The organism is Steroidobacter sp., from assembly GCF_036406195.1.
GTDB lineage: Bacteria > Pseudomonadota > Gammaproteobacteria > Steroidobacterales > Steroidobacteraceae > Steroidobacter.
Genome location: NZ_DASWVW010000027.1, coordinates 22,217 through 42,994 on the forward strand (window position 1 = coordinate 22,217; position 20,778 = coordinate 42,994).

Below are 20,778 nucleotides of genomic sequence, written 5' to 3' on the forward strand. Positions count from 1 at the left end.
GGTGACGGATCTGGCTTCTTCCTTGCCAAACCTCTTACTGCAAATCCCCCCAAAGCCCCTGCAACACCGACAACGCCACCACCGCCGCTGTCTCGGTTCGGAGCACTCTCGGCCCCAGACGCACCGGCATGAAGCCGGCCCTCTGCGCGGCATGCAGCTCATCGTCGTCCAAGCCACCCTCGGGGCCGATGAGCAGCTCGGCTTTGCTGGGCATGCTGGCCAGGCCGACCAGCGAGGCGGGCGCGGAGGGGCTCAGGACGAGGCGGAAGCCGTCCTTGCGGACGGTGGCGAGGTATTCGCGCAGGTTCATGGGAGCCGCGACGGTGGGGATTCTGGCGCGGCCGGACTGTTCGCAGGCGCCGATCACAATGCCCCGCCAGTGGTCGCGTTTCTTCGCCGCCTGCTTCTCATCGAGGCGTACCACGCTGCGTGCGGTCAGAACTGGGGCAATGGCGGCGACGCCCAGCTCGGTGGCTTTCTGCAGCGTCCAGTCCATGCGCTCGCTGCGGGACACGCCTTGGACCAGGGTGATCCGCAGCGGCGATTCGGCGGTGCCGGGCGTGCCATCGCCGAGGCTGACGGTGACCTTGTCGCCGTCGACCTTGATGATCTCGGCGCGGAACTCCTGGCCGCTGCCATCGAATACACTGAGCGGCGCCCCCTCGCGCATACGCAGGACGCGGGCGACGTGGTAGGCGCCGGCGGGTGGCAGGTCGATCTCGGTGCGGCTGACCAGCGGCCCGTCGCAGAATATTCGGTTCAATCTCATGCTCGCCCCGTTGCGAGTAATGTTGCGAGTAATGCCATGCTCGGATCCCAATCAAGCAAACAACGTGCCTGAGATGTCCATGCCCTCGACATCGTCGCAAGATCGCTCCCATGGCAAGCTTGCCCAGCAGCTGCTGGCAGTGTCGGCGGGCGTCGATACGCGCACTGGCTGGATGCCGGGTGCCCGGCAGGTGCCGTCGCCGAACTTCGATGCGCGGCCGGGCGGCATCTTGCCAGAACTCATCGTCGTGCACGGCATCAGCTTGCCGCCGGACGAGTACGGCGGGCCGTGGATCGATCGGCTGTTCACCAACTCGCTGCCGCCCGAGCTGCATCCGTACTTCGAGAAGATCAAGGAGCTGAAGGTCTCGACGCACTTGCTGATCCGCCGCGATGGCGAGCTGGTGCAATACGTGTCGATACACGACCGCGCCTGGCACGCCGGTGCGTCGTGTTATCAGGGGCGCGAGCGCTGCAACGATTTTTCGGTGGGCATCGAGCTGGAGGGCTCCGATGAGGTTGCCTACGAGCCGGGGCAGTATCGTGTGTTGAGCGCCGTGATCCTCGAGCTGTGCAAGGCCTATCCTTCGCTGTCACCGGCTCGTGTCGCCGGACATAGCGACATCGCGCCCGGCCGCAAGACCGATCCCGGCCCGGCGTTCGACTGGCAGCGGCTGCACGCGCTGCTGCGCGCCGCTGGCTGAATTCGGCGACACAATTTCGCGCGCCGGCGGGCCGTCGTGTAGCATCGCGCGCTCGATTTGCTGGGGCCGCAGGCGCTAAAGGACTCGAATTCCGCCATGAACCGTTCCGCCATGGTGCTGCTGACGCTGCTGGCCTTCGCCGCGTTGCTGCTGGCAGTGACGGCCTGGGCGGGCCGGCGCACGCATAACGCGGCGGACCTGGTGCTCGCGAACCGCCGCCTCGGTGTCTGGTTGTTTGCGCTGAGCACGACGGCGAACACCGTCAATGGCTGGTTGCTGATGACGTTGGCGGGTGCCGCCTTCGCGTGGGGCTGGTCCGCAGTGTGGATCTGCGGCGCGTTCGTGGCGGGCGCTGCGCTCAGTTTGTTCTTCATCGCGCCGCGCCTGCGCACGATTGCCGTGGCGCAAGGCAATGCCACATTGTTCCAGGTCTTGAGCGCCGAAGCGGGCGATCGCTTGCAGCCGCTGGTGGCGCGCTCATGCATCGTGATATTCCTTTTTTGTGTGTTGTTGCAAACCGCCGCCATGCTGCGCTTCGCGGGCGGATTGCTGGTGGACGAGTTCGGTTTCAATCTCATCAGCATGTCGCTCACCGCAGTGGCACTGATTACCGTGGGCGCGTTCGCAGGCGGATTGCGTGCCTGCGCGGTGGGCGATGCCGTGCAAGTGATTTCGATCGGCATCCTCGGCGTGTTGTTGGCCGCGGGTGCCAGTGTTGCCATCGGCGGTTGGGAACAATTTCAGATTGCGCTCGCGGCGCTGGGCCCACTGGCTACCGACTCGTTCGGCGGTCGTGAAGGTGTGGTCGCACTATCGTTCGTACTGGGGGTGCTGTGCATTGGCCTGGGCACGACTGGCCAGCCGCAGCTTGCGACCCGGTTCATGGCAGTGCGTGACGAGCAAACATTGTGGCGTGGCAGCTGGCTGGCGCTTGCGTTCATCACGTTGATCGTGGGCGCGGTGCTGTGCTGTGGTTGGGCGGCGAGCGTGCTGTACGCGGGACTGGAGCGGCCCGAGTTGTCGATGTTCACCGTTGCCGATCGATTGTTGCCGCCGCTGCTGGCGGCGTTCATCGTCGCTTCGTTGATTGCTGCGATTCTGGCCAATCTCGGCAGTCAGCTGCTGGCGCTGGCCAGCAGTCTGGGCATCGATCCGCGGCGAGTGAATGCGCCCTGGTCGCTGGCGTGGACTCGAAGTGCGATGGTGATCTCGGCGGTGCTGGTGTTGCTGTCGACGCTGTGGGCGCCGGCCAGCGTGTTCGAGCACGCGATGTTTGGTTACGCCGCGCTCGGTGCGTCATTCGGTCCTTTGCTGCTGGTTCGATTGAGCGGCAAACGTGTGCGGCCTGGCGCGACACTCGCGGCGATGTGGTCCGGATTCATACTTTCGTTGTTGTTTCATCTGCTGCCCGATGCGCCCGGTGATTTCCTCGAGCGCGTCATGCCGTTCGTCGCATCGCTCGGCATCGCCTTGACCGGCGGCGAGCGCCGCCGCAATCCCGATCGCGCCGACCGCTCGCAGGAAACGGTGCACGATCGCGTGCCGATCTGAGGCGCGAGATGGCTGCGCGTGCGGCGAAGGCTCCTAAGAAGGCCCCGAGAAAAGCATCGAAAAAAGTCACATCACGCAGCACGAAGCGAGCGGCGCAGCGGAACACGACGCGCAAGCGCGGCCTCGTCATCGCCCCGCAGAGCGACGCGGCGCGAATCATTGCGGCGGTAAAGCGAATCCCGCGGGGCAGGGTTTGCACGTATGGCAATGTGGCCGATGTAGCAGGTCTGCCGCGACGGGCGAGGCTGGTGGGTACGGTATTGAGGAACACTTCGGTGCGAGGATTGCCGTGGTTCCGCGTGATCAACGCCAGCGGCCGAATATCTTTTCCACAGGGCAGCGATGCCTATGCGCGGCAACGCAAGCATCTGGAAGGCGAGGGCGTGGATTTCGTCGGCGGCCGGGTGGACCTGAAACGCTACGGCTGGCCGCCCAGGGACAAGATGCTGGATGAGCTGCTGTGGGGGCCGGGCTGAACGGTTGCATTCAATGATCGGGCATTGACCCCTCACCCCAACCCCTCTCCCAAAGGGAGAGGGGCTCCCGAGGCTGAGGATTCAACTCTCATCTCCCATCTCCTATCTCCCTCTCCCCTTGGGGAGAGGGTCGGGGTGAGGGGGCTCCGAACCCTTTTCACAAAAATTCGAACCCGGCCAACCCCATTGGACGCCGGCCACCGTTCATAGCTCCAGTGACGCAAGTCGCGTCGACGAGGGCAATAACATGAATAGGGCACGGAATCGGGTCGTCGGTCGGGGTTCGCTGCTGATCGCAGCTGCCGTTCTTGCCGCGTGCGCGGCCAAACGCGAGGATGCCGTCACACCAGCGAGCGGGCATTCCGTACCATCACCGGTCGAGGAGCCCGTAGCGGACGTCGCGAAAGTGGAAGAGTCGAACGCCACGAGCGGTGCCGTACAGCAAAGTCATGTCCAGCCGGGCTATATCGATCCGGCGAGCCCGGCGCCGCCGCCCGCAGCGACAACCATCACGGGCACGCGAGCTGTTTCCAATGATCGTCTCAGGAGAGCCGAAGCGGAAATGAAGGTGGCTTCAGCGCCCATAGCGCCGATGTTCGCTCCGCAAGCTCAGGTCGACACCGAGCGCTATCAACATCAGCAGGACAACGGTGTGCAACTGGCGTCCGAGCAGCCTGTCTCGACGTTCTCCATCGACGTGGATACCGGCGCATATGCCAACGTGCGCCGCTTCCTCAACGAAGGCCGCCTGCCGCCGCAGGATGCGGTGCGCGTCGAGGAGATGATCAACTACTTCGATTACGAGTACGCGACTCCGCAGAGTCGCGACACGCCATTCCGCGTCTCCACCGAGCTCGCGGCGGCCCCTTGGAATTCACAAGCGCTGCTGATGCGCATCGGCATCAAGGGCTTCGAGATCGAAGCCAGGGAGCGTCCGGCCGCCAACCTGGTGTTCCTGATCGACGTGTCCGGTTCGATGGATTCGCGCGACAAGCTGCCGCTGCTGAAGAACGCATTTCGCCTGCTGACCGATCAGCTCACGAGTCGTGATCGCGTTTCGATGGTCGTGTACGCGGGCAACTCGGGCGTGGTGCTCGAGCCCACGCCGGGCGATCAGAAACATCGCATTCACGAAGCGTTGGCCCGGCTGTCGGCCGGCGGCTCGACCAACGGCGCCTCCGGCATCCAGCAAGCGTATCAATTGGCGCACGCCACTTTCGTCAAGGGCGGCATCAACCGCGTCGTGCTCGCGACCGACGGCGACTTCAACGTTGGCACCGTGAGCTTCGAAGCTCTGGTGGACATGGTCGAGCGCGAGCGAGGCACGGGCGTCGAGTTGACCACGCTGGGTTTCGGCACGGGCAACTACAACGAGCACCTGATGGAACGCCTCGCCGATGCCGGCAACGGCAACTACGCGTACATCGATACATTGTCCGAAGCTCGAAAGGTGCTGGTGTCGCAGCTCAACTCGACGCTGTACACGATCGCCAGCGACGTGAAGATCCAGGTCGAGTTCAATCCCAGCGAGGTGCTGGAATATCGCCTCATTGGCTACGAGAACCGCATGCTGGCGCGCGAGGACTTCAACAACGACAAGGTGGATGCCGGCGAGATTGGCGCGGGACATCGCGTCACGGCGTTGTATGAAGTCGTGCCGGTCGGCGCGAAGGGCCGCGTCGATCCGTTGCGGTATGGTGCCAAGCCTGAACAGACCGCGGGCAAGGGCGAGCTGGCGAACGTGCGGCTGCGTTACAAGAAACCGGGATCCGATACCAGTCGGCTGCTGGAGTATCCGATTCGCAAGGATTCGGTCGTGGCCGCCAACAAGGTGTCCGCCGACTTTCGTTTCGCGGCCAGCGTCGCAGCGTTCGGCCAGCTGCTGCGAGGCGGGAAGTATCTGGGTGACTACAACTACGGCGACGTGAGCGCGCTGGCGAGTGGCGCGCTGGACAAGGATCGTGACGGATATCGTCGAGAGTTCGTATCGCTGGTGGCGCTGGCTCGCAGTCTGACGCCGACCACGCCCGATCCGAGCAATGAAACCTAACCTGAGCCGCCCCAGGCACAGGGATGTGCCCGCCGCCGTAGGCGGCGAGCGCAGTAGGAAAAGTCGCGCCTTTTCCTCTCTGCGCCCACAGCGCGAGTGGCAGGATGCCCGAGTCGCTGCTTATTAGCAGTGATATTCTCAACGGCATGGATCTTCCCTCCACTTCGGGCGGCGCGCGGCAGATGGCCGCGGCCGCCGGCGAGATCGGCGGTGCAGTCGATGCGCCGGCAACGGTGTCGTCCATCGGGGCGGCACCGGACGATGCGACGCTCATGCTTCGCTATCGCAAGGGCGACGTGCGCGCCTTCGAGATGCTGTACCAGAGGCACAAGGGCGCGCTGTATCGCTACCTGCAGCGCCTGTGCCGCAGCCAGGACGTGGCCAACGATTTGTTTCAGGAGGTGTGGAGCAAGGTGATTGCCAGCCGCGAACGTTATGAGGCGCGGGCCAAGTTCACTACATTCCTGTTCCACATCGCGCACAACTGCGCAATCGATCACTTTCGTCGCGCCGGCCGGCCGCTGGAGCAAGGTGCGCAGGACGTCGATGCGTTGACCAACGAGTTGGCGGGGCCGAGTCACCAAACTCCGGATGCGGCGCTGGCGGAAACGCAGCTGCGTGCCGATTTCAAACGCGCGCTCGATGAGTTGCCGGCGGAACAGCGCGATGTGTTCTTGTTGTATGAAGAGACGGGGTTGGGTCTGGAAGACATCGGGCGCGTCACCGGCGTCGCGATGGAGACAGCCAAGAGCCGCTTGCGTTATGCCTTGGGCAAGCTGCGCGGCGCGTTGCGGCAGCATCAATCTCCGACCCTGCAGTCGAGCGTGTCATGAGCGAATCCACCGATAAGCCACTGCATGACGGGGCCACTGACGGTTCAGGGGCCGATGAGCAGCAGCTGGAGGAGTACCTGAAAGGGGATTCCAGCGTGTCACGGCAGTATCGCCAGCTGCACAGTGCCGAAGTGCCGGCGGAGCTCGATCGACTCGTGCTGCGCCAGGCCGAAGAGGCCGTGAAAAATCGTTCCGCGCAAGGTCGCCCTGCGTGGATGCGATGGACGGCGCCGCTTGCCGTCGCCGCGTCGGCGGTGCTCGCGCTGTCGATCGTCATTCAGACTGGCCTGCGTGATGACACAGTGACTGCAGTGTCGGCACAAAAGGCGCCTCAGCCCACGACCCAAGCTGAGCGTGAGCGGGTCGAGAGCAAGCCGATCGAGGAGGTGGTTGCCGAGCAGGTGGTGCCTTTAACGGTGGTCCAGGAGTCGGCAGCGCCGACGTTTGCACCGTCTGCGCCTCCGCCTTCGCCGTTGCAAATGGACGTACCAGTTACAGAGCCGGCGATGAGCCCTCCTTCCGGCCTGGAGCCGCGTGCGGCCACGCAGAGCCGGCCTGCGCCACCGCCGGTCGCGGCACCGGCACCTGCGAAGCCGGCAGCCTCGGGTCAATCGATCGCGCAATCTGCGGACGTCATCACTCGGGAGCTGGAATCCATGGCGATGGAGCCACCGCGGCAGAAGAAGGCGATCGAGCACAACGCACAAGAGCAGAGCACTGCGGTTGCGGACGACCTCGCGCGAGAGCGAAAGGAAGAAGATCGTTCTACCGAGGCCAAGGCGTATTCACGTCGCATCAACGCCGAGATGCCGGCAGCGGCGCGCGCGTACTCCGATCCGGAGATCTGGCTGAAAGACATTCGCGAGCTGCGCAAAGCAAACAAACAGGAAGAGGCCGACCGCGAATGGCGTCGCTTCCGTAGCGTGTTTCCAGACTATGCAGTGGCGGAAACAGATCTCGCGCGCGAGGTGAAAAAGTAGCTCGGTCAGCAGGCCGCCGCGATTCTGGGGAGATAAACCTGCATGGTCGTGCCTCGCCCGACCTCGCTGTCGATCTTCACCCGCCCACCGGCTCGCGACACGATCTGATCGATGATGACCAACCCCAGGCCCGTGCCCCGATCGCCCTTGGTCGTAAAGAACGGCTTGAACGCGTTCAGCCGGGTCTGCTCGTCCATGCCAACGCCGGTATCGCGAACGGAGATGGCGACGTAGGTCGCGCGCTCGTCGTCCTCATCGCCGACCACCGAGTCCTCGTAGTCGATGTCGAGCGAGCCGCCGTTCGGCATGGCGTCGCGCGCGTTCAGAACCAGATTCAGCATCATGCGCTCGAACTGTGAGGTATCCATGAAAATGCGGCTGACCGTCGAGGAGCCACGCACGCGCAGGCGGATGCTCGATCCCACCAGCACACGAAACATCTGAGAGCAGCGTGACAATGTCGAGGCGACATCCAGCACGCGCGGAGCGACCGGATCGTCCTTGCCGAAGCTCATGATCTCCTCCGTCAGACTTTGGCCTCGCTGCAAGGCGTCGACCACGCGCTGTGCGTAATGGTCGGCCTGGGGCGAGAGATTCGGCACGCGACGAAGCAGTTCCGTGAAGCCGAGCGCGATGCTGACGATGCCACGGAAATCATGCGCCACCCCGGCCGCCATGCGGCCGAGGGCTTCCATTCGATGCAGCTCCATCATGTGGCGCTGGTAGCTTTCCAGCGCCGTCTCGGCATGGCGATGCTCGAATTCGCCGTAAACGCGCGCGATCGTATCGGCCACCGTGGCGGCAAAGTCACGTTCAGCCTCGGTCCAGACGCGCGGCGCGCCGATGTGTTCGTGGCAGACCACACCGGCGACCTTGCCGCCCACATAGATGGGCGCGTCCAGCAGCGACGTGATGCCCAAGGGCTCCAGATAGACCTCGCGCAGCTCGGCGGTGAGCGGCGAGGTGGGGGCGTCTTCCACCGCGATGGTGCGGTGCTGCTCCAACGCTTGAAAATAGTTGGGGAAATCCTGGTCGCGCAGCACCGCGCCCTGATAGATCTGATGATTGGAGTACTGCAGGAGATATCTGCAGCGCAGGGCCCGCTTCTCGTCCACCAATATCCAGGCGCCGACACGCTCGACGTTCAATGTGCTCGCGGCGGTTTCGGCCAGTTGCAACCACAAGTCGCGCAGCCGCGACTCCGGGCTGGCGTGCAGCCTTGCCAACTGCATGCGAGCCGCTTCGAAAGAAGCCGGACTGTCGATGTCCTCTCCCTGCCGAGATTCCGCACCCATGCTGTCTCCCTTGGCCTGCATGGACCCGCATCTTGCGCGGTGACCTGTGCGAGGCTGACCGACTCTACCCCTGCGCGTGCCCACATCCAATACGTCGAGCGGGTCGCATTTTCTCCAGCAGACGCCGGTCATGGGTGATGCGGTAGAATCTCCGGCTGGCCGAAGAGACGGATTGCATGGAAAAGACCATCGAGAAATTGCTGTTTGCCAGCCGCTGGATCCTGGCGCCGGTGTATCTGGGCATGTCCCTGGCGCTGGTGGCGCTGGGCATCAAGTTCTTCATGGAGCTGTACCACCTGCTGCACGACGTCTTCGCCATGTCGGAGGCCGACCTGGTGCTCATGTTGCTTGCCATGGTGGACATGGTGCTGGTGGGCAGCCTGATCGTCATGGTGATGTTCTCGGGTTACGAGAACTTCGTCTCGGCGCTGGACGTGGACGAGAACGTCGAGAAGCTCAGCTGGCTGGGCAAGCTCGACGCCAACTCGCTCAAGCTCAAGGTGGCGTCGTCGATCGTCGCGATCTCATCGATTCATCTGCTGCGTGCCTTCATGGAAACGCCGGCGCGCGTCGACGAAGGCCGCGAGGCGACGTTGATGTGGTACGTCATCATCCATCTCACCTTCGTGGTGTCGGCCGTGATGATGGGTGTTCTGGACCGGATCACCGCCAAATCCCACGGCAGCCACGATCACCAAGGGGAGACTTGAGCCCCAGACTCGAGCAGCCCAGCGCCCCGCTCAGGGCGCGGTGTGCTGTTCGGGCTGTTGGCCCTCGGCGAAGAACTGCAGGGATGCGGAGTTCAGGCAATAACGCTGATGGGTGGGCGGCGGGCCGTCGGGAAACACGTGTCCCAGGTGGCCGTCGCAGCGGCGGCAGCGGATCTCGGTGCGAACCATGCCGTGGCTGGTATCGCGCAGCTCGGTGATGTGCTCGGGGTCGAACGGCTGGTAGAAGCTCGGCCAGCCGGTGCCGGATTCGAACTTGGCGTTGGCCTGGAACAGCGGCAGCCCGCACAGCCGGCACGCGTACAGCCCCGATTGCTTGTTGTTCAGCAAGGTGCCGCAGAACGGCCGCTCCGTGCCGTGATCCAGGAGGATGTGACGCTCCTCGGCGCTGAGCGAGGCGGCCAGGCGCTCGCGATCGGCGCCGCGCACCGGGCGCAGGTCGTAGCCGCTGGAGGATGTGGTGAGAGTTTGCATGGGCGGGTCCTCGGAGCTGGTCGATCAGAATTGGTGGCCGGGGCGACTAAGTCAAGATCGGGGAATTCTGGCCCAAGAACCCACCCCGTTAGACAGCGTGTCGCACGGGCGGGGTGTGGAATTTTCTTATATCGCGAGATTCCAACGGCTTGGAACGTCGTTGTGGCGGCGCGGGTTTTATGCCGACGGCTTCCTTTATCATGCGCGCCATGAGCTCCGATCCTTTCACTCCCGGCACCCTCGCCGTGCCATTGTCCAACTGTTACTGGGTGCGGCCCGGGCAGTTGCTGGCGGGTGAGTATCCGGGCTCGATGTCGCGCTCGGAGGCCACCGAACGCGTGCAGAAGCTGCTGCACGCGGGCGTCAACAGCTTCATCGATCTCACCGAGGAAGGCGAGATGCCGGCCTACGATGCGCTGCTGGCCGAGCTCAGCGAGCGGCACATCCGTTACCGGCGCATGCCGATCCTCGATCATGGGGTGCCCGACTCGCCGGCCCACATGGCGCGCATCCTGGACCTGATCGACAACGAGTTGGCCGCCGGCCGCTGTGCCTACGTCCACTGTCGTGCCGGCATCGGCCGCACTGGCACCACCATCGGCTGTCATCTGATCCGCAGCGGCCTGTCCAACGAAGCAGCGCTCGATCGGCTGCAGGATCTCTGGCAGCAGTGCGCGCGGTCGCGCCGCTGGCCCACCATCCCGGAAACGTCTGATCAGGTCGAGTTCGTGCGCCGGTGGCGTGAATCGGCGTTGCCCGGCGGTACGACGGACGTGCTGGCCCGGCACGAGGCCAGTCTCATCGGGTTGGCGATTGGCGATGCCGTCGGCAGCATGGTGGCGAACAGCAATTTCGATGCGGCGACCCTGGTCGCCGGCGGGGGCTTGCGCGAGACGGGCACGCTGACGACGGGCGCGAGCACCGCGATGACGCGCGCGTTGGCCGAGAGCTTGATCGCCATCGGCGCCAACGATTCCGACGACCAGATGCAGCGCTATCTCGCCTGGACCCAGAGCGTCGGCAACATCGGCGTGCCGCAGGAAGTGCGGCGTGCCCTGGCGCGCTGGCAATGGTCCCGCAACAAACTGGCAGGCACGCACGACCCCGCCAACCTCGATCCGCATTCACTGCCGCGCACACTCGTGGTCGCGATGTTTCTTGGGAAGGATGCACGAGCGGCGATCGAGGCCGCGGTGGAAGCCTCGCGTACTACTCAGCAGTCGCCGGTGGTGCTCGATCTTTGCCGCGTCTGGGCGGCGCTGTTCGTCGATGCCTTCGCCGGCACGAACAAACAAACATTGCTGCAATTCGGTGGCCCCGCCATGCAGTTGGTCCGCCAGCGCAAGCTCAAAGCGCCGGTCAAAGCCTTGCTCGAAGGGCGTGGCGACCAGCCATGCGCCGACGCGAACGATGCACTTGCGGTGACCTGCGTAGCGTTGGACGGGTTCGCGACGGGCAAGTCATTGCACGATGTCTTGATTCGCGTGCTGACCTCGTCACGAGCAGCACCGTCCGCGGCGGCATTGGCTGGCGCGCTATGCGGGGCCTGTCACGGCAGCGACGCCATCCCGCCCGAGTTGCAGCGTCAATTGCCGGAGGAGGCGCTGCTGCGCTCGTTGGCGCGCCATCTCGTGGCCCATTGACTCGTCGACCATGGCGACACGTTCAACGTCGAAACGAGTGTCGCGAACCAAAGCTCGCCGACACACGCGTCCGCGCGAGCCCTCCTGGGTGCATCTGTCCGACGAGGAACTGCTGCAGAAACGTTTCTGCGACCTGCGGCTGAGCCTGCGCCACACGGAGATCGACCAGCACATCCACAGGATCCGGCGTGATCTGATACGTCGCGGCATCCGCTTCGCGCCCCACGTCTGGCTATCCGAGGAATGGTTCTCTCCCGATGGCGTGCCCGGCATCGCGATCGCGTTCTATATGGCGCATCCGCGGCTGATGCGGCTGGAACGCAAGATGATGGACGAAGTGGAAGGCGGCAACGCCAACTGGCTGACTCGCATCATGCGCCACGAGTTCGCGCACGCGCTGGACAACGCCTATCGGCTTCGCCGCCGCAAGGGCTGGCGCGAGACTTTCGGCGATCCCGACCGGCGTTACCCGAACGTCTACCGGCCACGGCCGGCCAGCAAGGATTTCGTGCTACATCTCGGCCACTGGTACGCGCAGAGCCATCCCACCGAAGATTTCGCCGAGACCTTCGCAGTCTGGATGCAGCCCAAGGCGCGCTGGCGGCGCGATTACCAGGGCTGGCCGGCGCTGCGGAAGCTGGAGTACGTCGATAAGTTGATGAGCGAGCTGTCCGGCACGTTGCCGCACGTGATGAATCGTTCGCTGATCGAGCCGATCAGCGAAAATCAAACCACGCTGGCGGAACACTATCGCCGCAAGCGCGCCCGTTACGAGTTCGACTCGCCAGGCGTGTATGATTTGCGGCTGAAGCGCGTCTTCGGCAAACATCACAAGGGTCGCAGGCGGATGCGTGCGAGCACGTTCGTGCGCCAGAGCCGGCCGGAAATGGAACGCTGGTTGATGCGACGCTCGCGGTTGTACCCGTATCTCGTGCATCATGTGCTGCGCACGGTGATTCAGCGTTGCCGCGATCTGGATCTGGTGCTGGATACTTCGAAGCGGCAAGCCAAGCGCGCCTTGCTGGGCGTATTGGAGAGAATCTTGATCGACATCCTGCGGCGCGACCGGGAGCGCTACACACTATGAAGCCTTCTTCAGGGGAGCATGGCGCATGAGGCGAGCCGCCATATGAAGCCGTCGCGGGTCCTGGTGCTGATGCATGAGAGTCTCGTGCCGCCGGCCAGTCTCGAGGGACTCAGCGACAAGGAAATCGACGAGTTCAGGGCGGAATACGACGTCACGGCCACGTTGGAGCAGGCCGGGCACGAGGTCAAAGCGCTCGGCCTGGGCGACAATCTCTCCGAGCTGCGCTCGGTCATTACCGAGTGGCAGCCCGATGTGGCGTTCAACCTGCTGGAGGAATTCCAGGGCATCGTGACTTACGACCAGTACGTGGTCGCGTTCCTGGAGCTGATGAAGCTGCCGTACACCGGCTGCAATCCGCGCGGCATGATGATCTCGCGCGACAAGGCGCTGTCCAAACAGATTCTTTCCTATCACCGCATCCCGACGCCGGGGTTCGCGGTCATCAAGAAAGGCCAGCGTTACCGGATGCCTCGCAAGCTCAAGTTCCCGCTGTTCGTGAAGTCGGTGACCGAGGATGCGTCGCTCGGCATCTCGCAGGCATCCGTGGTCCGGGACGCGGAGCGTCTGAAAGAGCGCATCGAGTTCATCCACGAGCAGACCAATTCCGATGCGCTGATCGAGGAGTACATCGAAGGTCGCGAGTTGTATGTCGGCGTGCTGGGGAACGAGCGCCTGCGAACGTTCCCGGTGTGGGAGATGGATTTCGGCACCTTGCCCGATGTCATGGCCGGCATCGCCACGCGCAAGGTGAAGTGGGATCGCCGCTACCAAAAGAAACATGGCATTCGCACGGGGGCTGCGCAGAACCTGCCCGACGGCTGCGCCGCTTATCTCGACAAGTTGTCGAAGCGAATTTTCCGTTCGCTGTACCTGAGCGGCTACGCGCGCATGGATTTTCGCATGCGGCCGGACGGCAGCGTGTTCGTGCTCGAAGCGAACTGCAATCCAAACATCAGCCGCGAGGAAGACTTCGCTACCTCCGCGCTTGCCGCCGGTATCGAGTATCCGGCGCTGCTGGAACAGATCATTCGCTTCGGTAACAACTATCAGGCGGCGTGGCGCGCCGACGAAAGCTGATATCTGCAAAAAAAATACAGAGGCCCGCTCGCGGCGGGCCTCTGTCTGTCCTGATGAATCGAGTGTCGCGTCTATTCGCTGGTGCCCGTCCACTCGCTCAGCCATTTCTGCACTTCGTTGTGCCAGCGAATGCTGTTGTTCGGCTTGAGCACCCAGTGGTTCTCGTCCGGGAACATCAGCAGACGGCTGGGAATGCCGCGCCGCTGTAGCGCCGTGAAGGTCGACAGGCCCTGCGCATACGGCACGCGATAGTCGCGCGTGCCATGGATCACGAGCATGGGCTTGCTCCATTGCGCGACGTGATTCACCGGGTTGAACTTCTCCACGTTCTCCGGCACCTCGTACGCCGGACCGCCTTGTTCCCATTCCGTGAACCACAGCTCCTCGGTCGAGTACGCCATGGCGCGGGTGTCGAAGATGCCGGCGTGGTTCACCAGGCACTTGAAAGGCTCGGCCCAGTTGCCGGCGATCCAGTTGATCATGAAACCGCCATACGACGCGCCGAGCGCGCACATGCGCGAGCCGTCCAGCCACGGATAATTTTCCAGCGCCGCGGCCAGACCCTTCTGCAGATCCTCGAGCGGCTTACCGCCCCAGTCCTGGCTGATGGCATCGGTGAATGCCTGGCCGTAGCCGGTCGAGCCGTGGAAATCGATGAACACCGAGGCGTAGCCCGCGCCCGCATAGGTCTGCGGATTCCAGCGATAGCTCCAGGAATTGGCGAACGAGCCTTGCGGACCGCCGTGAATGATGAAGGCCACGGGATACTTGGTGTCCGGCTTGAACTCGGCAGGCTTCATCACATAGCCATACACGGTCGCACCTTCGGCACCAGCGAAGGTGAACTGCTCCGGCTCGCCGAACTCGATCTGCGCCAGCGCGGCTTCGTTCATGCGCGGCAGGATGCGAAAGTCGCCGCCCTTGAGGGTCAGTGCCTGCAGTTCCGCCGGCGATTTCAGCGACGACACCGTCATCACGATTTCCTTCTCGCCGACGCTGAACGCCTCCACGCGGCCAGGGCCCGTCAGCATCGTCGGCTTGCCGGTCTTCACATCGATGGCCCACAACGGGTGCTGGCCGAACTGGTCGGTGGTCGCGTAGATCGTCCGGCCATCCTGCGAGAATTGCATGTTGTCGACGGAACGGTCCCATTCCTTGGTGAGCGCGTGACGCTGGCCGCTCTTCATGTCCATGACCACGATGTGAAAACGATCCGCCTCGAAGCCCGCACGCTCCATCGAGCGCCAGGCGAGCTGGCTGCCGTCGCGCGAGAACACTGGCTGCGTATCCCAGGCGGGATTGTCTTCGGTGAGGTTGCGCAGGCCGCTGCCGTCGGCCGCGACTTCATACAAATCGAAGTTGGTCGACCACGGTTCGGATTTGCCTTTGATGCGCGCCGAGAACACCAGCTTCGAGCCCTCTGGAGAGAACGTATATTCGCTGGCATCCCCGAAGGGTTTGGAGGGCACGTCGGCATCGAGCGCTTTGCTGACGGAGATTGGTTCCGCCGCGCGACCGTTGCTCAGATTGAGCACGAACAATTGCGAGATGCGGCCGTCGCTCCACGTATCCCAGTGGCGCGCGAACAGGCGGTCATGGACCTCGCCGCTGTCTTTTCTTTTCTTGGACTGTTCGAGGCGCTCGGCGGTACACGCCAGGTCCTCGCAATCGGGAAATACTTCCAGGGTCACGGCGATGCGGCCGGCGTGGCTGGCAAGCTGGAAGGAGCCGACATCCACCGGCAGATCGGTGACCTGATTCGCCTCGCCGCCATTGCCCGGCAGGCGCCACACCTGACTCGAGCCGCTGCGGGTGGAGAGGAAATAGATATCGCGGCCATCGCTCGACCAGGCCGGCGAGCTGTCGTTGTCGGGATGGGTGGTCAAGCGGCGAGGCTGGGCGCCCTTGGTCGCAAGATCGAGCGACCAGAGATCGGTGCGGCCACGATTGGCCGCCATATCGGTCTCGCGCACCGTGTACACAACCGTGCGGCCGTCCGGCGAGAGGACTGGCTCGGATACGCGTTGCAGTCGCACCAGGTCTTCGACGGTGAACGGATGAGGCGCCGCGGCTGGTGACTGTTGTTGTGATGGCTGGGCCGCGCTCGCTGCCAGCGGCATCAGTATACAAGCGGACCACAGCGACAGGGGGACGAACGGCAGACGCATGGTGAGCATTGGCTCCGATCCGACGGAAAGGGCGGAGTATAGAAGAACCGTGCAGGCCGACGACGGGCGCCAGCCGCTATTTCTTCCCGTGCCTATTTCTTCTCATGGATGACGGCGAAGGCGCTGGTGTAGCTGTGCAGAAAAGTGTTGTTCTGGATGGGGCCGATCTCGCCGTCGCAAAAGAAGCCGCCGATGGGCAGGTCCGCCACCAGGCGGCGGAACGCATTGCAATCGTGATCGGCCTGGCCATACAGGCCGATGCCGCGGCCGTGGCAGGAGAACAGCAATGCGCCGGCGTCCGGCGGCACCTGGTGCGACGCCTTGTAAGTGGTCAGCGTGCGCTCCAGGTCCAAGGCCGAGGTGGCGGCATCGCGCAGATGGAATTGCACCACGCTGTTGGACGGTACATTGGCGCTGACCCACAGCGCGCCGCTTTGCGGGTCCATGCCGAGGATGCCGCGGATCAGGAAATCACCGGGCGTGAATTCGCTGGCGTCGGCGCGCATGGCCATGCCCAGGTGCAGCGATTGACTGAACAATTCGCGATCCGGCGGTGGCAGGCGCTCGAACAGCTCGGACAGCATGTCCCGCGGCGTTCTGCCGTCCAGCTCGCGGATCAGGTTTTCGTGCGCCGAGGTGACGAACATCGGATCGCCGATCGGCCGGCAGCCTTGCGCCACCACCATGTCGATGTCGACATTGCCGGTGAGCGCCAGGGAGATGCAGCCGGAGTGATAGACCTGGTTGCCCAGGTACAGCGCGCTGCCGCCGACCTGGCGGGCGCCGCTGCAAAGGCCGCCGATCTTCGGCGCCAGGGGGTAGATACGGTCGAGGCCGCGGATGAACGTTTCAGCTTCGAAGCTGAAGGGGTCGGCGAGCAGCAGGAACGACGGCTGCTGGCTGGCGGTGATACGAAGCGCGTCTTCCCACGCGCGGGCCTCTGCGTACACCGGTGGCACTTGAGCTGCATCGAGATGCGTGCCTTTCAGGTGCACGCCGGGGAGGACTGCGCCGGTCAAAGAGAAAGCCGGACGATCTTCGATCTCGCGCCCGCCGCCGATCACGCCGCCGCCACAGCAGCCGAACATGAAGACGTTCTCGAACTCCCGTTGCAGCAGCGCCGGCACTGCGTCGAAATGTGCGGCGTGATCGGAGCTCACGAAGACGACGGCCAGATCCGGTTCCTGCCGGCCCAGACCCAGGAACACGGTCTCGGCGGCATGTTCCACCGCGGCACGCAAGGAATTATCGGTGTCGATGGCAGACGCCCAACGCATGGTCTTCCTGCTTGATCGCGAGTCGAGCGCCCGATTCTAGGCAATATTCCGTCAAATGCCATGCTGCAATCTTTGCGGCGCCGACTACGCCGCCCACTACGCCGGCAAGTGTCCGCGTGGTGAGCGGTATTTACCGACTCACGCGCCCCAGTTGCTGTTCACTTCCTGCAAGGCATCGGCCAACCAGGCCTGCATGTGGCTGTCCTCGATGACCTGCCGCTGGTACGCCTCGACGATGGGGCTCGAGAACGTCGCGCCGTAGTGCCGGAAGCGCAGTGCCACCGGTGCGTACATGGCATCGGCGATGCAGTACTCGCCGAACAACCACGGCCCACGTTGTGCATACTGCGTGCGGCACTCCTGCCAGATCTGCTGAACGCGGGCGGCATCCGCTCTGCCTTCCGGCGGCAGCTCGACGCTGCCCTTGCCGGTGGACTTCATGGGCCAGTACGTGCGCAGGGCAGCGAAGCCCGAGTGCATTTCCGCACTCACCGCTCGTGCGTGCGCGCGGAGGGCGGTGTCCGAGGGCCAGGCACGACCCTGCACTTTCTCGTTGAGGTACTCGGCGATGGCTAGCGAATCCCAGATGGTGATCGGGCTGGCGGCATCGCCATCGATCAGCACGGGCGCGCGGCGCGATGCTGTGTACTTGACGATGTCGCGATGGAACGCCGGTGTATCCAGAGGCAGCTTCACTTCCTCGAATGGCAGGCCGAAGTGCTGCAGCACCAGCCAGGGGCGCAGCGACCAGGAGGACAGGTTCTTGTTGCCGATGACCAGGGTGAGCATGGGATTGAAGTGACTAATGACTAATGATTGATGACTGGTCAGAATGACCGTCTTTGGGCCAGCAGGATGCGACAAGCGTCTTGCATCGTCCACCGAGATTTACTGAACGACGGTTGACCTTGCTTATGCGATGCCGTCATCTTTTCTGCCCATTCATCAGTCTTTAGTCACCAGTCACTTCTATGTCCGAACACCACCTCGCCACGCTTGCGGTCCGCGCTGGCCAGATTCGCAGCGCAGAGGGCGAGCACGCCGAGCCCATTTTCACCACCTCCAGCTACGTGTTCGCGAGCGCGGCCGACGCGGCGGCGCGTTTCGACGAGAGCGAGAAGGGCAACATCTACTCGCGCTTCACCAATCCCACGGTGCGTTGCTTCGAAGAGCGGCTCGCGGCGATGGAGGGCGCCGATGCTTGTGTCGCAACCGCGTCGGGCATGGCCGCCATCCTCGCCACCTGCATGGCGCTGATGAAGGCCGGCGATCACATCGTTTGTTCCGACAGCGTGTTCGGTTCGACCATCGCACTGCTCAATCGATACTTCGTGAAGTTCGGCGTCGAGGTCAGCTATGTGCGTCCCGACGACACTGAAGCATGGCGGCGCGCCATCAAGAGCAACACGCGCCTGTTCTTCGTCGAGACACCTTCGAACCCGCTCTCGGTGCTCGCCGACATTCGCGCCATTGCCGACATCGCGCACGAGCGAGGCGTGCTCCTGGCCGTCGACAACTGCTTCTGTACGCCAGCGTTGCAAAAACCGTTCGAGCTGGGCGCGGACCTCGTGATCCACTCGGCCACCAAATATCTGGATGGGCAGGGGCGTTGCCTCGGCGGCGCCGTGCTCGGTAACGAGCAACTGGTCGGCAAGGACGTGTTCGGTTTCATTCGCACGGCCGGACCGAGCATGAGTCCATTCAATGCGTGGGTGTTCCTGAAGGGATTGGAAACATTGGAGCTGCGCATGCGCGCGCATTCCCAGGCTGCGCTGCAACTCGCGCAATGGCTGGAGGCGCAGAAGGGAGTCAGCAAGGTCCACTATGCGGGCCTGGAATCTCATCCGCAGCACGCGCTGGCGAAGCGTCAACAGAGCGGCTACGGCGGCATGATCGCATTCGACGTGGAAGGTGGACGCGAAGGCGCGTGGGCGTTCATCGATGCCACGCGTCTGCTGTCCATCACGGCCAATCTGGGCGATGCCAAGAGCACGATCACTCATCCGGCCACGACCACGCATTCGCGCATCACCCCAGTCGAGCGCGAGCGCGCCGGCATCACCGAAGGGCTGCTGCGAATTTCGGTCGGCCTCGAAGACGTGCGCGATCTGCAAGCAGATCTGGAGCGTGGCCTGGCCGCGGTCAGGGCGGTCGCGGGACGATGAGCGGAGATCTATCTCGCATCCGCGGGATCTGCTTCGATCTCGACAATACGTTCTGGGACGTCATGCCGGTGATCGAGCGTGCCGAGCAGGCCATGTACGATTTTCTGGCCCAGAGGTATCCGCGCGTCACCGCGGCGATGACGGTCGAGATGTTGCGCAAAGCGCGGCAGGAAACCGCGCGCGCCTATCCCCAGATGGCGCACGACTTCACATTTTTGCGTCGACAGACCCTGGCCGACCACGCTCGCGAATTCGGCTATGCGGAGGCCATGGCCGATGAAGCTTTCGAGGCTTTCATCCAGGCGCGCAACGAAGTGGTGCTCTACGACGACGTGCTGCCAGGGTTGGACCGGCTCGGGCAACGTTTTCGCTTGTTCACTGCCAGCAACGGCAATGCCGATCTGCGACGCATCGGTCTGGCGCATTATTTCGAGCGCAGCCTGTGTGCCCGCGAGGTGGGCGCGCTCAAGCCCGACCCCCGGCTGTTCCACAAGGTAATCGAAGGAACCGGGCTGGAACCCCAACAGGTTGTGTATGTGGGTGATGATCCGGCCCTGGACGTAGTGGGTGCCCGGGCCGCAGGCATGCTGCCGGTCTGGATCAACCGCGATGGGGTGCAGTGGTCGGCCGAGCACGGACCCATGGTGCATACAGTGCGAACATTGCAGGACCTCGGCGGGCTGCTGGGGCTCGAGTAGCGACCATGGCCGGCACGGCTATGACTTTCGTCAGTGTCAGGGTGCAATGCAGCCGCCGCGAGCGCACCACTACGAGGCGTCCATGGCGTCGTACATTGGCCGTTGTATCCCTATTTTCAAGGACCTGCGGTCGTTGACTCTGATTGCCTAGAGGCTTTTATTGGCGTACATTCCGCGCCGTTCGTTGCCTTTGCCCGCTTTTTTCTCTGGCTTGGCCAGCCGGGTCATTGATGACCCATTTTCGGCCAACTTCTGAAAAATCCGACGAGACCGCGAACGTAGGCCTGGGACCTCAACTGCATTGCTCTGACAGTCAGGACGACTTCGGTGTGGCAGGGGCGGAGCCCGTATGTAACCAGGCCTCTGAGTGATGATTGTTCCTTAGCAGGGGGATCGCGCTCGAGGCTTTTTCAGAGAGACTGTATCGCTATGACAAAGATCTATGTCGGTAACCTGCCGTTCTCGGCGGACGAGACGCAGGTTCGCCAGCTGTTCGAACAGCACGGCACCGTGGAGTCAGTGGCCCTGATCAACGATCGTGAAACCGGTCGTCCTCGTGGTTTCGGCTTCGTGGAAATGCCGCGTGCTGATGCTCAGCGCGCCATTCAATCCCTGAACGGGAAAGAAATGGGTGGCCGTCCTCTGCGCGTGAATGAAGCGCAGGAGCGTCAGGGTGGCGGCGGTGGTGGCCGCGGTCCCCGTGGTCCGGGCGGTGGCGGCGGCGGTGGCCGCTGGTAAGTAACACCGCTAGCGAGACTGGTTTCGGCCGGTTTCGTTAGAGCTGAAGCTGATGATGAGACCCCG

At 63.6% G+C, this 20,778-nt stretch carries 19 protein-coding genes; 13 read left to right on the forward strand and 6 right to left on the reverse strand.

Translation table 11 applies throughout. From position 1 onward, the window contains the following. Positions 1-34: 34 nt before the first annotated feature. Positions 35-769, reverse strand: coding sequence for a 16S rRNA (uracil(1498)-N(3))-methyltransferase (locus tag VGE08_RS11680; protein WP_349258679.1), 735 nt, complete (start codon positions 767-769; stop codon positions 35-37). A gap of 79 nt (positions 770-848) precedes the next feature. Here VGE08_RS11680 and ampD point away from each other — a divergent pair, with 79 nt between their 5' ends. From ampD to VGE08_RS11710, 6 genes are all read left to right on the forward strand, one after another. Further along, positions 849-1,472, forward strand: coding sequence for a 1,6-anhydro-N-acetylmuramyl-L-alanine amidase AmpD (ampD, locus tag VGE08_RS11685; protein ID WP_331068063.1), 624 nt, complete (start codon positions 849-851; stop codon positions 1,470-1,472). Positions 1,473-1,568: 96 nt separating this feature from the next. After that, positions 1,569-3,023, forward strand: a complete 1,455-nt coding sequence (locus VGE08_RS11690; RefSeq protein ID WP_331068064.1) for a sodium:solute symporter family transporter — start codon at positions 1,569-1,571, stop codon at positions 3,021-3,023. 8 nt (positions 3,024-3,031) lie between these two features. Continuing rightward, positions 3,032-3,499 (forward strand): MGMT family protein, encoded by a 468-nt coding sequence (locus VGE08_RS11695; protein ID WP_331068065.1) that lies wholly within the window; start codon positions 3,032-3,034, stop codon positions 3,497-3,499. Between the two features lie 247 nt (positions 3,500-3,746). After that, on the forward strand, positions 3,747-5,549 hold the full coding sequence (locus VGE08_RS11700) for a VWA domain-containing protein (RefSeq protein ID WP_331068066.1): 1,803 nt from the start codon (positions 3,747-3,749) through the stop codon (positions 5,547-5,549). A 146-nt stretch (positions 5,550-5,695) separates the two neighbouring features. Next, the gene (locus tag VGE08_RS11705) at positions 5,696-6,382 is read left to right on the forward strand and encodes an RNA polymerase sigma factor (protein ID WP_331068067.1); all 687 of its coding nucleotides are present in this window, start codon (positions 5,696-5,698) and stop codon (positions 6,380-6,382) included. Continuing rightward, on the forward strand, positions 6,379-7,362 hold the full coding sequence (locus VGE08_RS11710) for a hypothetical protein (RefSeq protein ID WP_331068068.1): 984 nt from the start codon (positions 6,379-6,381) through the stop codon (positions 7,360-7,362). The genes VGE08_RS11705 and VGE08_RS11710 overlap by 4 nt, the downstream gene beginning before the upstream one ends. A 5-nt stretch (positions 7,363-7,367) precedes the next feature. Here VGE08_RS11710 and VGE08_RS11715 read toward each other — a convergent pair whose 3' ends face one another. Further along, entirely contained in the window at positions 7,368-8,657 is a 1,290-nt protein-coding gene (locus VGE08_RS11715) for a sensor histidine kinase (RefSeq protein WP_331068069.1), read from the reverse strand. Between the two features lie 176 nt (positions 8,658-8,833). On the opposite strand from VGE08_RS11715, the gene VGE08_RS11720 reads away from it, so the two are divergent. Continuing rightward, the gene (locus VGE08_RS11720; RefSeq protein WP_331068070.1) at positions 8,834-9,367 is read left to right on the forward strand and encodes a TIGR00645 family protein; all 534 of its coding nucleotides are present in this window, start codon (positions 8,834-8,836) and stop codon (positions 9,365-9,367) included. Between the two features lie 30 nt (positions 9,368-9,397). Here the strand turns inward: VGE08_RS11720 and msrB are convergent, their stop codons facing one another. Beyond that, positions 9,398-9,859: a peptide-methionine (R)-S-oxide reductase MsrB gene (gene msrB / locus VGE08_RS11725; RefSeq protein WP_331068071.1), complete on the reverse strand. Its 462-nt coding sequence runs from the start codon at positions 9,857-9,859 to the stop codon at positions 9,398-9,400. 209 nt (positions 9,860-10,068) lie between these two features. On the opposite strand from msrB, the gene VGE08_RS11730 reads away from it, so the two are divergent. Genes VGE08_RS11730 through VGE08_RS11740 form a run of 3 tightly spaced genes read left to right on the forward strand, consistent with a single transcriptional unit; the run spans position 10,069 to position 13,666 of the window. Then, positions 10,069-11,502, forward strand: coding sequence for an ADP-ribosylglycohydrolase family protein (locus tag VGE08_RS11730; RefSeq protein WP_331068072.1), 1,434 nt, complete (start codon positions 10,069-10,071; stop codon positions 11,500-11,502). 10 nt (positions 11,503-11,512) lie between these two features. Beyond that, the gene (locus VGE08_RS11735; protein WP_331068073.1) at positions 11,513-12,589 is read left to right on the forward strand and encodes a putative zinc-binding metallopeptidase; all 1,077 of its coding nucleotides are present in this window, start codon (positions 11,513-11,515) and stop codon (positions 12,587-12,589) included. Positions 12,590-12,631: 42 nt separating this feature from the next. Further along, complete coding sequence (locus VGE08_RS11740; protein WP_331068074.1) at positions 12,632-13,666, forward strand: hypothetical protein; 1,035 nt, start codon at positions 12,632-12,634, stop codon at positions 13,664-13,666. A 71-nt stretch (positions 13,667-13,737) separates the two neighbouring features. Here VGE08_RS11740 and VGE08_RS11745 read toward each other — a convergent pair whose 3' ends face one another. The 3 genes from VGE08_RS11745 to VGE08_RS11755 form a co-directional block, all read right to left on the reverse strand. Continuing rightward, positions 13,738-15,834 (reverse strand): prolyl oligopeptidase family serine peptidase, encoded by a 2,097-nt coding sequence (locus VGE08_RS11745; protein ID WP_414717483.1) that lies wholly within the window; start codon positions 15,832-15,834, stop codon positions 13,738-13,740. A gap of 92 nt (positions 15,835-15,926) precedes the next feature. Further along, positions 15,927-17,111, reverse strand: coding sequence for an FIST signal transduction protein (locus VGE08_RS11750; RefSeq protein WP_331068076.1), 1,185 nt, complete (start codon positions 17,109-17,111; stop codon positions 15,927-15,929). Between the two features lie 138 nt (positions 17,112-17,249). Beyond that, on the reverse strand, positions 17,250-17,900 hold the full coding sequence (locus VGE08_RS11755; RefSeq protein WP_331068077.1) for a glutathione S-transferase family protein: 651 nt from the start codon (positions 17,898-17,900) through the stop codon (positions 17,250-17,252). 182 nt (positions 17,901-18,082) lie between these two features. On the opposite strand from VGE08_RS11755, the gene VGE08_RS11760 reads away from it, so the two are divergent. The 3 genes from VGE08_RS11760 (at position 18,083) to VGE08_RS11770 (ending at position 20,712) form a co-directional block, all read left to right on the forward strand. Next, positions 18,083-19,276: an O-succinylhomoserine sulfhydrylase gene (locus VGE08_RS11760; RefSeq protein ID WP_331068078.1), complete on the forward strand. Its 1,194-nt coding sequence runs from the start codon at positions 18,083-18,085 to the stop codon at positions 19,274-19,276. Beyond that, positions 19,273-19,974, forward strand: coding sequence for an HAD family hydrolase (locus VGE08_RS11765; RefSeq protein ID WP_331068079.1), 702 nt, complete (start codon positions 19,273-19,275; stop codon positions 19,972-19,974). Before VGE08_RS11760 ends, VGE08_RS11765 begins: the two co-directional genes overlap by 4 nt. Positions 19,975-20,403: 429 nt before the next feature. Continuing rightward, on the forward strand, positions 20,404-20,712 hold the full coding sequence (locus tag VGE08_RS11770; RefSeq protein ID WP_331068080.1) for an RNA-binding protein: 309 nt from the start codon (positions 20,404-20,406) through the stop codon (positions 20,710-20,712). Positions 20,713-20,778 lie beyond the last annotated feature (66 nt).